Source organism: Nostoc sp., assembly GCF_036917375.1.
Lineage (GTDB): Bacteria > Cyanobacteriota > Cyanobacteriia > Cyanobacteriales > Nostocaceae > Nostoc.
Window position 1 is genome coordinate 83,917 of the sequence record NZ_JBALDN010000105.1, and the last position, 16,665, is coordinate 100,581.

10 protein-coding genes are annotated in these 16,665 nt (G+C 44.6%); all 10 read right to left on the reverse strand.

Annotated features, from left to right (window positions below; translation table 11 throughout):
* Positions 1 to 21 precede the first annotated feature (21 nt).
* The 10 genes from V7K45_RS28665 to V7K45_RS28710 all read right to left on the reverse strand — a co-directional run bounded on the left by V7K45_RS28665 (position 22) and on the right by V7K45_RS28710 (position 16,561).
* The gene (locus tag V7K45_RS28665; RefSeq protein ID WP_335008701.1) at positions 22 to 3,243 is read right to left on the reverse strand and encodes a hybrid sensor histidine kinase/response regulator; all 3,222 of its coding nucleotides are present in this window, start codon (positions 3,241 to 3,243) and stop codon (positions 22 to 24) included.
* 52 nt (positions 3,244 to 3,295) lie between these two features.
* Positions 3,296 to 8,545 (reverse strand): GAF domain-containing protein, encoded by a 5,250-nt coding sequence (locus V7K45_RS28670; RefSeq protein WP_335008703.1) that lies wholly within the window; start codon positions 8,543 to 8,545, stop codon positions 3,296 to 3,298.
* Between the two features lie 240 nt (positions 8,546 to 8,785).
* Positions 8,786 to 9,319, reverse strand: coding sequence for a chemotaxis protein CheW (locus V7K45_RS28675; RefSeq protein ID WP_335008705.1), 534 nt, complete (start codon positions 9,317 to 9,319; stop codon positions 8,786 to 8,788).
* 14 nt (positions 9,320 to 9,333) lie between these two features.
* Positions 9,334 to 9,696: a response regulator transcription factor gene (locus V7K45_RS28680; RefSeq protein WP_069071669.1), complete on the reverse strand. Its 363-nt coding sequence runs from the start codon at positions 9,694 to 9,696 to the stop codon at positions 9,334 to 9,336.
* A 146-nt stretch (positions 9,697 to 9,842) separates the two neighbouring features.
* Positions 9,843 to 11,174, reverse strand: a complete 1,332-nt coding sequence (locus tag V7K45_RS28685; RefSeq protein ID WP_335008707.1) for a response regulator — start codon at positions 11,172 to 11,174, stop codon at positions 9,843 to 9,845.
* A gap of 449 nt (positions 11,175 to 11,623) precedes the next feature.
* On the reverse strand, positions 11,624 to 12,319 hold the full coding sequence (locus V7K45_RS28690; RefSeq protein ID WP_335008709.1) for a gas vesicle protein GvpC: 696 nt from the start codon (positions 12,317 to 12,319) through the stop codon (positions 11,624 to 11,626).
* Positions 12,320 to 12,514: 195 nt separating this feature from the next.
* On the reverse strand, positions 12,515 to 12,736 hold the full coding sequence (gene gvpA, locus V7K45_RS28695; protein ID WP_163931998.1) for a gas vesicle structural protein GvpA: 222 nt from the start codon (positions 12,734 to 12,736) through the stop codon (positions 12,515 to 12,517).
* A gap of 240 nt (positions 12,737 to 12,976) precedes the next feature.
* Positions 12,977 to 13,666, reverse strand: coding sequence for a GvpL/GvpF family gas vesicle protein (locus V7K45_RS28700; protein ID WP_335008712.1), 690 nt, complete (start codon positions 13,664 to 13,666; stop codon positions 12,977 to 12,979).
* Between the two features lie 62 nt (positions 13,667 to 13,728).
* Positions 13,729 to 15,552 (reverse strand): AAA family ATPase, encoded by a 1,824-nt coding sequence (locus V7K45_RS28705; protein WP_335008714.1) that lies wholly within the window; start codon positions 15,550 to 15,552, stop codon positions 13,729 to 13,731.
* A 259-nt stretch (positions 15,553 to 15,811) separates the two neighbouring features.
* The gene (locus V7K45_RS28710) at positions 15,812 to 16,561 is read right to left on the reverse strand and encodes a GvpL/GvpF family gas vesicle protein (RefSeq protein ID WP_335008716.1); all 750 of its coding nucleotides are present in this window, start codon (positions 16,559 to 16,561) and stop codon (positions 15,812 to 15,814) included.
* Positions 16,562 to 16,665: the final 104 nt, after the last annotated feature.

Genomic DNA, 16,665 nt, shown 5'->3' on the forward strand with positions numbered 1-16,665 from the left:
CTTCCCTTTACCCTTTACCCTTTACCCATCAAGCAGTTCAGCGATCGTGGCTAGAAAGTTCTGTTCTGAATAGGGTTTGGTCAGGTAAGCTTTCGCCCCTAGAGCTAAAGCTAATTGGCGGTGCTTCTGTCCGCTACGAGTAGTTAGCATCACCACAGGAATCCCGGACAAACGCTCGTCTTGGCGATGGTGTTCTAAAAACTCAAATCCATTCATACGCGGCATTTCAATGTCACAAATCACTAAATCGACATCACTGTGTTGCACCAATTGAGCGATCGCCTCTCGACCATCGCCTGCTTGCAACACTTGATAATCGGCTTTTTGGAGCGTCTGCACCAAACTTTGCCTTTGGACAACCGAATCTTCCACGACTAACACTGTCAGTCGGTTAGGTTGAGCAACGGCTGTATTGACTTCCATCGGCTGTTGCTGCGGTTGCGTCATAGTTGCGGATTGTTGCGCCTCTAGAGCAAGAACAGGCTCAGGCGCGGGCAATATTGCAAGACTTGATGCTGGGGAAGTCGGCATCATATCTGTCTCCCAAGTTTGCCGAACTAACTCCAACGGGTCAACGATTAGGGTCAGACTACCATTGCCCAACACGCTGTAGCCTTGGATGTAACTAGGTAAAGTCAGGACTCTGCCGAGGGATTTAATGACTAATTCCTGCTCGACTAAAATCTGATCGACTTGTAAACACAGATATTGATGCTCTGTTTCTAACAACAGCAGAGGTTCGACGGTGTTCCGTTGTTTGACTGGAAAAGGACTTAGGTTTAAATTGTGGTCTTGGGTGAATAAAGGGTATTTGTAATCCAGCAAATTTGCAAGCGAGCAGATGGGAACTAGTTGCAGACTTTGCCCTTCTCCCCACTGCCAGAATTTTTGGCTGCCTTGCCCGTGTAAAGATTGCTGGACTTGAATCTGCTCTGGCTGCGGTAATAAAACCTGGCTAACTCCTTCAGACAGCAAGCCATAAGTAATACCTTGAGATTGACAAACGAGCAAGCGTGCCGTTGTCAAGCTCAGAGGCAATTGCAAGATGAAGGTGGTTCCCTGCCCTGAAATCGATCGCACCACAATCGAACCTTGTAAAGCTTGCAATTGAGTGCGAACCACATCTAAGCCGATACCACGACCAGATAACTCACCAACCTGCTTGGCGGTAGAAAAGCCTGGTTCAAATAATAAATCTGCCAGTTGGTCTTCTGAGGCGTAGGCGGCTTGTTCGGAAGTCAGCAGGTGTTTTTCTATCGCTCGTTGACGAATAGATTCCCAGTTAAAGCCTCGGCCATCATCCCGTACCTCAATAGTAGTGCGGTTGCCTTGATGATAGGCTTTAATTGTAATCGTTCCGGTTTCTGGTTTACCCTGCTGGCGGCGGGTTTCTACCGGTTCAATCCCGTGATCGAAGGCATTACGAATCATGTGCAGCAAGGGATCGTACAACTGCTCAGAAATGGCTTTATCCACCAGTACCTTCGTACCGCCAAGCTTGAGTTCAACAGGCTTATGATAAGTTGCTACCATCTGTTGCAGCAGCCGGGGTAATCGATTCAACACTGTTCCCAGTGGAACCATTCTGGCTTGCAGCAAATCTTCCTGCGCTCCTGAAAGCAGTTGCTTGCGCTTACCGAGACTGAAGCGAGATTGCTGAACTAAGCCACTAACAGCCTCAATCCGTTCTCCTAATTGCACCATGTCTTCTGTCAGATTTTGCAGGAGAATGTGCAACTCGCTATAGTTATCCATTTCTAAGGCATCAAAATTGGATTGTGCCTCGGTAGTTGGAACTGAGCGGGGAGAGCCATGTATATGTCGCTGCTTGCGTTCGGGAAGCAGCAGATGTCGATCCGACCAAGTAAAAACTTTACTAAGTTGTTGTTGACAGTACAAAAACTGTAGTAGAGTGTCTTGAGCTGCTTTATGGATGTGGTTAGATTGCAGGTTTTGTTGGTTTTCGCTGATTAGCAATTCCCCAATTGTATGGCTGAGGCGATCGAGCTGTTCTATCGCCACTCGGATACTGGGAAGTGATGCCGATGACTGAGCCTGGAGGCTTGGCGCTGGTGGTGGAGAAGCTGGCCGATCTGAGTCTGAGTATCGGCAGGATGTCTGTGGATCTCCGATCCAGATTGACTGTAAAATCCGATCTATGGCAGAGGGAGCTACTACCGAATCCTGAGAAATAGGTGCCAGTACCTCCGGTGTTTTCGGTACGGAGTTATCAGTCCGCTTCGGGAAAAACGACCAAATTGATTCCGCCTCGCTGGCACTGAGGAGGGGGGATGGCTGATTCTCAGTTGTAATCGTTTGTGTTGGTTGGGCAGCGATCGCAACTGGCTGCCCAAGCGGTTCTAGGACAGGAGTAGTTAGTCTTGCCCATTCTCGCAATTGTGGAGATATCTCTCCCCCTTGAGTGCGATCGCCTGCCAGTACTGCTGCTTGAGCCGCTTTAAAATTTTCTAAAGCCACCTGAGCGATTTCCAATACTTTGTCTGGATGTGCTTTGAGCGCGTTTAGGGTCGCCTGGGCAATTTCTTCCAATCCAGATAAGCCATAAGATGCTGCGAGTTCGACAAAAAATTCGGCTTGGGAGTTGAGTGTTGTTTGAATTTGTTGCGGATCTTGGCTTTGAATGTCAGTTTCAAGTTGTTGCAAATCCTGAAGTACACTCCCGGAAAAGATTGACTCTACGACATCAAAGCCAAGTTCTTCCGAACTGGGAAGCGGAGCCTCACGACCAAAAAAGTCGCCTAGTTTATGTTGAAGTTGGGCAAAAATTGAGGCAGTTCGATCGAGTATTTCTGCCTCATTGCAGGATAAGCCCATCAAGGCTGCACTCAATGGAGTTCGCAGGCACTCATAAGCATCTAGAAGCAAAGCACCTAATTCTGGATCGATTTCCAGTTCTGGAGCGTATAACGCTTGGAATACATCTTCCAAATGATGGGCAATTGTCTGAATAGTTTCTTGCCCAACACTGGCAGCACTCCCTTTGATAGTATGGGCGCTTCGCATCAAGGCATGAACTTTTTCTATTGTTTTTTCATCAAGTAGACCGATCAGATTCTGCTCAATGGTTTGCAATAACTCTGCCGCTTCCGCAAGAAAAGCCTGCTCTTGATTACTGGGATCGGGGTTCATAACATATTTTGCGAGATTAGTAGTCTGCCAACCCAAAATTGTTAGGTGAGGGCTGGGAAAAGGGGAAAGGTTAAAGGTTAAAGGAGTAAACATCTTTTCCCTTTCCCCCTTGCCCTTTACCCCGCCAAGTTTTCTTGGCGAACTATTAGTCAACTTTGAACTGGCTAACGCTGGTTTCCAGTTGTTGTGAAGTCATCCGTAGTTCCTCAAAAGACTCGGAAATGTGGATGGCACTTTCTGAAGTCTTACGAGCGATCGCCGAAACATCCATCATTGCCTCTGTCAACATCTGAGATTGCTGACTTTGATGGGAAACTGCTTGGGTAATTCCTTGTACTAGTCCACCAATTTCGTTGGTAGCTACCACGATCGCACTCAGGGAATGACGAGTCTCATCGATCAAGTTCGAGCCTTGGACAACTTGGGTAATCCCTACTTCCATTGCTTCGGTAACTTCGTTAGTTCCAGTTTGAATTTCTTGCACGAGTCGCTCAATTTCTGTGGTGGCACTAGCGGACTGATAAGCCAGAGAACGAACTTCATCTGCAACCACCGCAAAGCCTTTGCCATACTCTCCGGCGCGGGTAGCCTCGATCGCAGCATTGAGTGCCAGCAAATTAGTTTGAGTGGCAAAGTTTTCAATCAGACTTACTACTTTTGAGATTTTCTGAGAAGCTTCACCAAGGCGTTTAATCTTCTTCGCTGTTTCCGACACGGTTTCCCGAATCTCCAAAATGCCATCTACGGTTCTTTCCATCAGCGAATCGCCAGCTTGGACGGTGTTATTAGCTCTTTGAACCGCCTGTCCGACTTTTTGGGCATCAGCAGCGACTATCTGGGTGGAAGTTACCATCATTTGTAATTGTTCCAGAGCGTTTTCGAGCCGTTCTGCCTGCTGTTGAGCTTGGTCAGATAGTTTTACTACTGAGGTAGTGTTACTGCTGGAATTTTCACTCACCTTGCCAGCAGCAATCTGCACTTGTCGCACTAAATCTCGCAAACTTTGGATCGTAGTATTGTAACCATCGGCGATCGTCCCAATTTCATCTTCAGATAGGGGCGCTCGCACGGTAAGATCGCCTCTGAAGGATGGTTCCAAAGCCATGAGAACGCGTATTGCTCCTTGTTGGAGTTTTTCGCGGGCGGTGCGTTCGCGCTCTGCTGCTTCTGCTAGTTGCTGCTCTTGAGTACGCACCTGTGTTAGGTAATCTGCAAGATTGAGGGCAAGACCAATCTGGACGCTGGCTTGGTTGAGAACATCCTCCTCGGATTGCTCCCACTGGCGCGGTGCGCTATTTTGATAAACTCCCATCAACCCCCAGAGTCGATTTTCTTGAAAAATCGGAGAAATCATGTAGGCTTTAGTTCCCCACATCTCTAACAATTGGATGTGACATTCGTCATGACCGACAGTATATATATTGTCAACCCGCAAACTTTCTTTGCGTGCATAACGCCCTCCTTGGTTGTACTGGAGATAGGTATCTCTAACTCTGGCAAGGCTAGTTCCCACAAGCTTTGGCCAATCCCCATTCACAGACTCAACTACAAATTCTCCAGACCAATCAGGCTCAAAACGGTAAACTCCAACTCGATCTACTTTCAGCAGTTGACGAAGTTCGTGGGTGGCAAACTGCACAAATTCCAGAACATTACTATGGCTTTGGGCCATCTCTGTTAACCGGCTTGGCAGGCGATAAGAAAATCGGGCGTTTGCTACTTCTCGTTCTGCCAGTTTGATCAGTTCCTCATTCTTAGTTAAGGTTTGTTGTAAGTATTGCGATTGCTGGACGGCAACCCCAAACTGCGTGCCGATTTTCGTTACCAAGTTGACTTCATTATCTTGCCATTGCCGCGGCCCGGTATTTTGGTAAGCTCCTAACAAACCCCAGAGCTTATTCCCAGCAATAATCGGGGTGATAATATAGGCTCTCATCTGGAATTGCTCTAGAATTTTCAGGTGGCACTGGGCATGACCAGAAGTGTAAATGTCATTTATAACAAAGGTCTCGTTGTGGCGATAGCGTCCACCTTGGGTTTGTTGGAGGTGTTCGTCTTCCCATACAGTCCTGATATCGGGGCCAACCAAAGCCACCCATTCACGACTTACGGATTCGGCAATAAACTCCCCGCCCCAATCTGGATTAAAGCGATACACTGCGAGACGATCGCATTCCAAATGCGATCGCAATTCTGGTAAGGCATTGCGGAAAATCGTATCTAGCTCTTGAACTTGGCGAATTTTTTCTGAGAGCCGTGTTAATGCTCGTTCCCCTTCTGCGGTTCTGGCTAATTCTGCATTCTTCTTCTTGAGCTGTTCGATATACTTAACCTGTTGCAAGCCTATACCCATTTGCACAGCTACTTTTCGCAACAGTTGCACATCCTTAGATTTCCACTCGCGAGGACCAGTATTTTGGTACGCTCCTAAAAAGCCCCAGAGTTTGTTTCCAATAAAGATCGGAGCGATCGCGTAAGCTTTGGCCTGGATTTTTTCTAATATCTCTACGTAGCACTGAACGTGACCGGCAGTGGAGATATCATTGACAACAAAGGTTTCATGATTGCGATAGCGTCCGCCCTGAGTTTCTTGTAAGTGATCGTCCATCCAAATCGTTTTGATGTCGGAACCAGCTAAAGACAGCCATTGATCTTTTACGGATTCGGCAACAAACTCCACACTCCAGTCGGGATGAAAGCGAAATACTGCTAGGCGATCGCACTGTAGTTGTTTGCGTAAACTTGGCAGCACATTCAGAAAAATTGTATCTGCCTCTTGAGCTTGGCGAATTTTTTCCACCATCCCTGTCAGCACCTGTTCCTCTTCTGCTGCCTGCGCTAACTCTGCATTCTTCGTTTTCAGTTCTTCAATGTACTCGGCTTGCTGCACGCTTAAACCCAACTGAATGCCCAATTTGGTCAGCAATCGCACTTCCTCGGAATTCCACTGGCGCGGGCCGCTATTTTGGTAAGCTCCTAGCAAACCCCAAAGTTTGTTTCCAGCAAAAATCGGGGCGATGGTGTAGGCTTTAGCCTGGAACTGCTCTAACAAATCGATGTGGCACTGGGCATGACCAACAGTATAGATATCATTGACGACAAAAGTTTCATTATTGCGATAGCGTCCGCCTTGGGTTTGCTGTAGGTGTTCGTCTTCCCATATGGTCTTGATATCGGGGCCAACCAGAGACACCCAGTCACTTCCTACAGATTCAGCCATAAATTCACCACTCCAGTCAGAGTTGAAGCGATATATTGCTAGGCGATCGCATTTGAACAACTGCCGCAATTCTGCCAAGGTAGTACGGTAAATTGTTTCTGGGTGTTGGGAATGAAGCATTCTCTCCGTCATTCGGGCGATGGCGTGTTCTACTTCAGCTACTTGGGTCATTTCGATATTTTTTAACCGTAGCTGTTCGATATATTCAGCTTGCTGGAGGGCAATGCTCAACGGTTCGCTAATCTGCAACAAAGCACCGGTCTCTTCCTCAGTCCATTTCCGCACATCAGAATTCTGATAGGCTGCTAACAAACCCCAAAGATTACCAGCGCGGAAGATGGGAACAATGATGTATGCTTTGGCTTGGAACTTCTCTAATGCTTCTAAATAGCAAGGTGAAAAACCAGCAGCATAAACATCGTTGACTTTGCGGAAGCGCTTTTCTTTGGCGTACATTCCACCCTGCGTTTCCTTTAGATAGGTATCTCCATCAGGTTTAACAGGGGAGCCATAGTCCTTAACATGGCAACGCTCTGAAGATACCATGCCTGTTTTTAAAATGCTTTCTTGTTCCTGAATATCCAACAGGGACGACCAACCCGCAGCCACAGATTCAGCGATAACTTCTCCACTCCAATCTGGATAAAATTGATAAACGACTGCGCGATCGCATTTTAAAAATCGTCGCAATTCTTGGGTTGTAGTGCGGAAAAGGGTGCGAAGATCCGTTGCTTGTCCAATCTTTTCAATGATGCCGAAAACAGTACGTTCTCGTTCAACAAGTTTGGCTGACTCCTCAGAGCGGTGATAAAGTTGCTGCTGATATTGCACCTGTTGAATAGCAATACTAGACAGAGATGCAACCTGCACCATTAGGCGAACTTCACTATCTTTCCACTGACGAGCCTGAGAATTTTGATAGGCAGCGAGCAAGCCCCACAACTTTTCTCCCTGGAAAATGGCAACAATAATGTATGCTTTGGCTTGATAGGTTTCTAAAATTTTGATATAGCAGTCAGAAAAACCAGCACTGTAGATATCATTGGTGACTCGATAAATCTGTCCGCGATGGAAATTTTTGCCTTGGGTGTGCTGAATGTAGCTATCTGCACTGTGCGATCGCCCTGTTGTCCCAACCAATCCCCCTTCGTCTGCAAGGTTCCTCACACTGCAATAATTAACGTTATTGACAATCGCTGGATTGTTTCGCTGTTCTTCTAATAGAGAAACCCACTCAGAGCCAGCAGATTCAGCGACAAATTCCCCACTCCAATCTGGCTGGAAACGATAAATTGCGACGCGATCGCATTTTAGTGACTGTCTTACTTCTTGGGTGGCAACGCGAAAGATGGTATCCAAATCTTTGGATTGGAGAATTTTATTTGCTACACCGGCCAGGATTTGGTCTTTTTCCACTTCTTGTTGCAACGTAGCCTGAATCATGGCAACTTGCAGTTGCGCTTCTAATTCCTGCTCAATTAATTTTAGTAACTGAATTTCAGCATTCTGCCACTGGCGAGCAGCAGTGCATTGCTGCACTACCAACAAACCCCAAACCCCATCTTTTGCTAAAATTGGCAAGCTCACACAAGCTCTGATCTGAAACCGATCCACAAGCTGCTTTTGGTAAGGAGATAAGCTTGCAGTATGAGTATCTGCGATCGCGACTAATTTTTCTTGTTGATAAACCTTGGCAGAACCCAACCCAAAAGTGACGGCAGGTAGTTTTTCTTTCAGCATTGGCGTAAAACCATCCCTCATCGCCTCCGCAACAACTATCCCCAGCGTCGGATTCGTAAACTCATAAAGCACCACGCGATCGGCTTGCAGGGCGCTTTGTACCTCCATGACAACAGTGGTGAGCAAAGTATCTAGATCGGAAAATTGACGGATTTTGCTAGCGATCGCCTGTACTTGCTCTACCTCTAATCCATCTCCTCCTCCGTCTTGATATGGCAACACACTTAGCAGTTCTTTTAACTTGCGGATTCTCTCTCGCAATGGCCCTGTTTCCACCCAATCAGCTTGATCCAGTTCATTTCGCAATTCTTCTAGAGCGGAGGTGATTTGCTGTTTTGCTGGTACATCAACGGTATGCCCGTTATCGGTTTCCTTATAACCGTTGCTGGAATTTGAACGAGGTTGGCTGGGTGTAAGATTGTGTTGCGCTACCATGATCTTTCTTGCTATGAAGGTTGTCGGAGTTAAGAAGTAAACTTCTTGCAGAAGTCGGGAAAAGGGTAAGGGGATAAGAAAGAGGGGAAAAGGTTAAAGGGAAAAGGGAAAAGGAATGAACAAGTCGCCCACGTTAGCGTAGCGGCACGAAGTGCGGAGCGAGGTTTTTACCTTTCCCCCTTACCCTTTCCCCTTTCCCCAGACCTCACCAAGCAAAGTTGACTTGCCAGACTACTAGTGTTAAAGAGGCTGAAGGGCTTGAATCACAACATGGGTGTCAAGTAACATCAAAGGGCTACCTTGAGAATCTACAAAGTAACCCTGTAAGAACGAGCCTAGTCGGCCAGGTAACATCGATGTCGAAATCGCTAACCGCTCTTGGGGATCGTGAACTTCAATAGTATTGACTTGCTCCACCAACAGCCCGATGGTTTGATTCTGGACTTGAACAAGCATCGCCATGCCAGAGTTACGCACACTTTCTCGCCGACACCAGTGTGTTGCTCCCAACAAACCTGCTAAATCAAGAATCCAGATCGCTTCTCCCCGCCAATTCATGATGCCTAACAAGAATTCTGCTACTTGCGGTACTGGCAAAATCTCGGTCAGCGCAACCTGAATTACTCCCCGTAAATCAGCTAATGGAAGTAACCCATTTACCTTTCCATTCAACGGAAATCTTAAAAATCTCTGGTTGTTTCCTTGAGGAGAGTTTTCAAGTCGAAATTGGCTATTTATGGGTAGCGAAGAAAAGCTATCATTGCCCTGTAGCATTGCCCTAGTTTCCTTTAGCGAATAAATTTATTAACAGTCTGGAGCAAGGTATTTTCATCTACAGGTTTGACTAAATAGCCATCGGCACCACTCATATTGCCCCAAGTTCTATCAACATCTGTGTTTTTAGTTGAGCAAATCACTACCGGGATTCCTTTTGTTGTTGGATCGGCTTTCAACTTGCGACAGAACTCAAATCCACTTTGCCCTGGCAAAATCAAATCTAGTAGAATCAAGTCAGGTTTTTGTTGTTTCAACCTGAGTTGAGCCTCTTCACCACTGCGAACTTCATAAACTGAATATCCTCCTTGCTCTAGGTAACGTGTCATCTTTTCAGATTCTGTGAGGCTATCTTCAACTAAAAGAACTTTTTTCATTTTTTTCCTAACTATTTAATTCAGAATTTGAAAAATAATGGCGACAAATAAATTAACACCAAACCAGATGTAGAAAGCAATTTCCAATACAAAAGCTATTTTGAAAATTGATCTAGGTGAGCCACTGGCATGACTACCGCTTCAACCTAAACGGTTAAATACTTGTGAAGCATATTGAGTACTTTGTCTTGTTCTACGGGTTTACCCAAAAAGTCAGTTGCTCCTACTAATTTTGCTCGCATCCGATCTACTATTCCATCTTTCCCCGTTAAGATGACAACCGGCACATCTTTGAGACTTGGAGTTTTACGGATTTGAGAACAAATTTCATAGCCATTCACTTTTGGCATCAAAAGATCCAAAAAAATGAAGTCTGGCTTGCTTTTAATTAGCTTTAAAACTGCCGTCAAGGAATCTTGAATGCCAACAAAGCGATAACCTTGATGGGTGAGAATTTCCTCCAAACTGCGACAGATCGTCGGACTATCATCTACACAGGCTACTAAAGGTCTTGAGACATCAATAATTGCTTTGCTAGCCACTGGGGGGCCAACTTGTAAAATAGTCTTCTCTTCTGTCTTCAGTGAAGAATTGGAATTATTAACTGAACTGGACGGACTAACAATTTCTTTACTAGTCGCTGGGGAAGCAACTATGTTGAAATTGGGGGCAACTTGTATAACAGTGTCCTCTTCTATCTTGAGTGAAGAATTGGAATTATTAACTGCATTGGACGGGTTGCCGGTTTCTTTACTAATCCCAACCTGCCTGAGCTTTGGGGTAGGTGAAAAAGCGATCGCCCCTGCTTTTACCAATGGCATCAAGAACCGAGTCAAAGCTAAGACATCCCGACCGCTTTTTTGCCCTAGACCTCGTAAAGTTTTTGTTCCATCAACTAGAGCAATAATCTGTTTAGAGGATGCTTGTGCTTGGAGTACCTCAAGTTGTTGAATAATCGGAAATAAATTAGGCGAGTAGCTTGCCAGTCCTGCATCTCGCCATTCTTGCCAGGCTTGTGTAGCCTTTTTCAAGACTTCCTCAGTTGGTATTACAGCTAAAAGAACCCCAGGAACTTCACCAACAACGGTAGTATGTGACAACTGCCCTGCTGGATTGTCGCCATTTCTTTTGGCTTCAATGTACTGCATTATATCAAACAGGACTTCAGCTATTGAGCTTGCAATCAGGCTAACAAGTTGTTGTTGTTCGATTAATTTTTGTTCTCGCAATTTAGCAAGAATCGAATACTCTCGATAATTTTCCTGGGGAGAGACAAGCTGCTCCAACTGTGTCACATCTACATTAGAACAGTACCGCAACAAGTGTCGTCGCCATCGCTCATCGGCATTAGAACCGCCAGCCTGCCAAATTAATCGTCCTAAACGAAAATATAGCGTCCAAGTCGGCCCATCCCTTGCTTCAAGATTTAGCCTGCCTGTGAATAATTTAGTTTGAAGTTGCTCGATCAATTGATTCACAATGGATCGCACCTCCTTATATATCTTGAGTTTTGCATTTACATTAGAATTGCTCAAACAATCCAGCTTACTAACTTTATGGTGCGATCGCCAATAGCACAGTTCAAAACTTTAATTGAGCTACCCCAGCTTGTCATATCCCTTTCCAATCTGGATGTTTTTAAAGTTCAAAGCCAGAAGCTTGAACAAAGATTTAAGCTCTTTTTCTAATTATTAATAGGTTAACTAATTATTAATAGGTTAACTTGTTGCCATGTTACATCTACTGAGCAAATTGCTTGTATAGATGTAGTTGCAATACAGACCGGAAAAAGATGGAAATGTTGAATACTACAAAACATAGACCAGCTTTAATGCTTATCAATGTACTCTGCTGCTTAAGGCGAGAGATACAAGCGATCGCATTCTGCTAGTCTGCAAATACAAAAAATGAGCTTGAATTAAGTTTGTCAAGAAATTGCTTGTTGCCGAATAAAGTATTGGCGATCGCGTTGTTCTAGTACCCCTTGCTTGATCAAGGAGCGCAGAATATCTATCGTTTGCACCCGGCTTAAGCCTATTACCTCTTCAATTTCTATCAGAGTAGCTCCTTCAGCTTGCTGAATGTATTGCTGCACTTTAGATTTAGCAGTATCCGCATTCAAGGCAGGCACTTTCTTAGCGATCGTATTGGCGGAAGGACGGAAACCATTGGCTTTAATTGCAGAACGGGAGATTGACCATTTTGGAATTACAACTGATTTCTCTTCTTTAGCAGGAGTCGGGGGAACTGGTTGTTCGGGACTGTAATCGTCCCAAACACTGTTATGTAAGATTGTCCGGAAATTTTGCAAGTTTTGGAATAATGCCTGAGCCTTTGCTGCCCGTTGTTGGCGGTATTCTTGCTGGCGTTGCGAGACATCTGTTTTTATTTGCAATATTTCTAATTGCCGCTCTAGAATCTCTTGCTGAAATTGCTGCTGTTGTAACTTTCTGTTGTTGTCAAGGCTGGTAACAAAACTGCTCAATTCTTGATGAAGCAAATCTGCTTGCAGCTGCAATTCTTGTTTAGTTAGCTGTTTCCACTGGTTAACTTGTTGACGGCGTTCAGCAGTTAATTGCAATCGCTGCGATCGCTCTTTTTCCCATAAATTCTTGAGAGCCATCACCTGAAATCTCCTAATTTGTTAACTAGAAATATTAAATAAGCTGTTACGCATTTATGCACATTTCCCTGATGATTGATGACAGATGATTGTTAATAGTCAATATTCATCTGTCAACGACCATCAAGAGTGTTTATATACTTTAGACGCGCATCAGCTTAGAAGCCATAAAGACTCCCTTTTTCTAATGTGGTGTTAAGCAGCAGATGGAACAGCAGCCTGAGATGTTAAACCAACTGCCTCGGCATATCTTAAGTAAGTTTCAACTGAAGCAATCACAATCCGAGCTTCTATTGATAGTAGTTCAATACCAACTAAAGAAACACGTACCCAAGCATCAACTACAATTCCTTTATCCAAAATGCGGTCAATAACTTCAGCCAGACTTGAAGATGAGTTAACTTTTTCAACAGCCATTTTATTTTCCTTGCAGAACTCTAATTATTGATTTCATCCTGCTCTGATTGAGCAGTAGGTAAAACTTACACAATGTGTTTTATTCTTCCTGAGTTTAGTGTTCCCAAAAATATGAGATAAATATAAGAAAATAAAAAAATACTAAAAAGTTAACAATAATTTTTTTAGACAAAAATTCAAGAAAAAATCATCTCATCTTTATTCTTTCTGGAAAAGTTTTAAATATGATTTTTTATGAATTTATATGAGAGTGTTTTTGAGAAAATGATAGGGTGGCAGAGGTTCGCTGAGTGCTAATTGCCAGTGCGAGCATTGTACCTGCCAAAGGGAAAACTGCTGCGTACTGACCGTTGAATCGTTGCGCTGTGCCAAAAAGTGGATTTGCCGCACATCTGACTGTCGAGTTTCACAGATAACATTTGTATATGTTTTGAGAATTAACTGGTTCAGGAGTTCCAACTGTTCGCATTGTTGTGCTTGAAATGCTTGCTGTGTTTGGTAGCGTTGTTTTTTAGCTAATAAATAGGCTTTTCCCCTGGCATCAATAGTGTCAGAATCGTCAAGTAAATCACAGGGTGTCAATTTTAAAGTGTACTCAACTTTGTCTGCTAGCTGAGTTAGGGCTTCTAGATATTGCTCTTGGTGCTTTTCTAGATGATCCAGCAGTTTTTCTTGCGAGGTAAAACCCCTGCCAAAGCGTAGAGGAAGAAGGGGAGTTTGTTGAAAAAGTTCTCGAATCACGCGATCGTGGTTTAATACAGCTTGAAGTAAATGCTCATCCGTTGCCTGTATTGCCTCCAGTGAGATTTCCGGCTCTACGATCGCACCTAAACCAGAAGAGTAAACTAGTTCAATATTCCTTTCCATCCCTAAAGGTAGAACAAGCGGTGATGCGATCGGGACTAGAAGAGCATAAACATATATTGACATAAGTAGAACTGCGTAAACATTTGTAGTTGGGATGAGGCAGGAGTCCTCCTGCCTCCTGCCCTCTATTCAGATTGATGCTGATTAGCAAGCATTTGGTATGTAACTTGGAAATCATCGTTTGTAATCTGAATCAAGCTGGAGTCAGTCAATCCTTGGGCACGGTATCGACGAATGGCGCTTAAAGCAGCTTGATTGCTCAATAAAGCCAAATCTGCCCCATTCCAACCCTCGGTAACTGTCGCCCAAGTTTCTAAATCGACATCAACCAGGGGACGATCTAGATTGTGAACTCCTAAAATCGCTAATCGGCTGGCTCGATCTGGCAGATCGATTTTTATTTGTAAATCCAATCTTCCGGCTCTGAGCAAGGCAGGATCGAGCGTTTCTGGACGATTGGTTGCTCCTACTAACAGTACTTTTGGGCATTCATGCAACCCATCCAGTTCGGTGAGCAATTGACCGACGACGCGATCGCTAACTCCAGAATCACCAGTGAATCGTCCCCGTGCTGGTGCCAGGGTATCAATTTCATCTATAAACACAACGCAAGGAGCTGCTTGCCGAGCTTTGCGAAAGAGTTCTCTGACTGCTTGTTCTGCGGCTCCTACCCATCGGCTAAGTAATTCGGGGCCATTCACAGCAATAAAGTTAGCTCTAGCCTGAGAAGCGATCGCTTTTGCAAGTAATGTTTTTCCCGTTCCCGGCGGCCCCCACAACAGAATTCCACGGGGAGGCTTGGCTTTGGTTTGCTCGTATAGTTCGGGATATAGAAGTGCGCCTTCAACAGATTCTTGAAGTTTTTGTTTCACATCATCCAAACCACCAATGTCATCCCAGCTGACACTCGGTACTTCAACTGCTACAGCCCTAAGAACTGAGGGTTTTATCTCCTTAATGGCTTCGAGAAAATCCTGCTGCGTGACAGTCATGTTCTCAGGAATGGGACTGTTGAGTGAGGGGACTTGACGACGCAGGGCAATATAGGCTGCTTTTTGACAAAGTGCTTTGATATCCGCACCGACAAAACCGACAGCCAAATCGGCGATCGCTCCTAAATCAACCGAAGTCTCCAAGGGCATGGCATTTGTCAAAATTGTGAGAATTTCCAATCGTCCATTGCGATCGGGAACCCGAAACTGAACTTCGCGATCGAAGCGTCCCGGACGACGAAGCGCCGGATCGAGATAATCGGGACGATTTGTTGCCGCTAATACAATTACGCCCTCGGTTTTGGCAAACCCATCCATTAACCCAAGCAACTGCGCCACTAGTCTTTTTTCAACTTCGCCTTCCACTTGGCTGCGATCTGGGGCAAGGCTGTCAATTTCGTCAATAAATACTAGGCAGGGAGCAGAACGAGTTGCTTTCTCAAAAATACTTCGCAAACGAGCTTCTGCTTCCCCATAATACTTGCTCATCACCTCTGGGCCATTGATGGCAATGTAGTTTAGCTCTAACTCTTCCGCCAAAACACGGGCTGTTAAAGTTTTTCCCGTACCGGGCGGGCCAACTAGCAAAACCCCACGCGGAGGCTCTAACCCTAATTTCACCAATAAATCTGGACGTTTAAGTGGAATTTCAACTAACTCTCTGATTTCTTGGAGAACATCAGCCAAGCCGCCGATACCTTGCCAAGAAGCTTTTGAGTTTGTCCGAGCTGATGGGGGGGTGACATCAGCATCATCCATTGGTGTAGCTGCATCGGTGGAATTGGATCTGACTCGGCTGGAACTCCTTGTTCTCGGAATATTGCCTTGTCGGGGAATACTACTGAGATTATGAGACCGAATTTGAATAGAAGTTTTTAACTCCCCTTTCTCTACTTTTTCTTCTAAAGCTTTGGCAATTTCTAATAGGTGTTCAAATCCTTTAAATATGTCGTCCATTGATTTTACTTAAATAAAAGGCAGAGAAAAATTTAATTTCTAAAAAATTCAACAGTTTCAATTTTTATTGCTGTTCATACCAATTCTCTATGAAATGCCTCTAAATATTTTTGAACATAGCGAATTAACTTGAGAAAATCTCTGCGTACCTTTGCGCTAACCTCCGCGTACCTTTGCGTTAAAAAAAACTATGATTTGGCAAAGAAGATAAACTAGACTAAAATCCTCTTCCCTCCTGCATCATCCAAACTACAAATATTTACGCCGTTGTACTTAATCGAAGACGAGCAAAGTTATAGGGGGCAGTGAAATTGTTGTAACGAATTCGCAAACGGTTTTCAAATTGGCGATCGAGTGCTTCAACGTATTCGCTAAATTGTGATTCTGCTTCCCAAGGAATTAGGTAGGCTGAATTGTAGATCATTGTGTCCATTTGGGGAGTATTTTCCACCACCTCGATCGCAATGGAGTTGAGCGTACTTTTAAATACATCTATGATCCCTTGCTTGCGATCGCTCATTCCCTGTTCAATGACTTGCCCTATTTGGATTACCCGCTCCATACTCAGGGGTTGACCCACTAGTTTATCCCTTTCGGTTTTGATATTTGGGTGTTCTGCCAATAGTCCCTGAATTTCTGCCTCGATATCCCAAAAAACTTTGACACTAACTTCTCGGCAACCCGATAACTTCGCAAGCAGTTGCGTCAATTCTTCTTGATGAGGACGAATTAATTGCTCTGAAACCTTTTCCCAACTGGAAACCAAAAGTCCAAATTGCACGGGCAGTAAATAGCGATCGCCTCCTTGCATGATTTCCTCAAGGACTTTCTCATGACTTAGCAGGTTACGACGGCTGGCCAAATAACGCTCTTGCTGTGCTTCGGAGTAGATGACTGCAAAATCATCCAAAATTTTAATTTGTACAGGTTGCCCATCTAAGCCCTGTAAATTTAAATTTTGTGGAGCAGGCAAGGTCAAAATTCCATAAATGTAAAAGCCATAACTCATAAGAATGTCTTACCAAGAAGAATGTAGATAAATAATTCGTAATTCGTAATTCGTAATGGGCTACGCCCCGCTGCGCTAACGTAATTAAGTTTTGCATTAGCGAA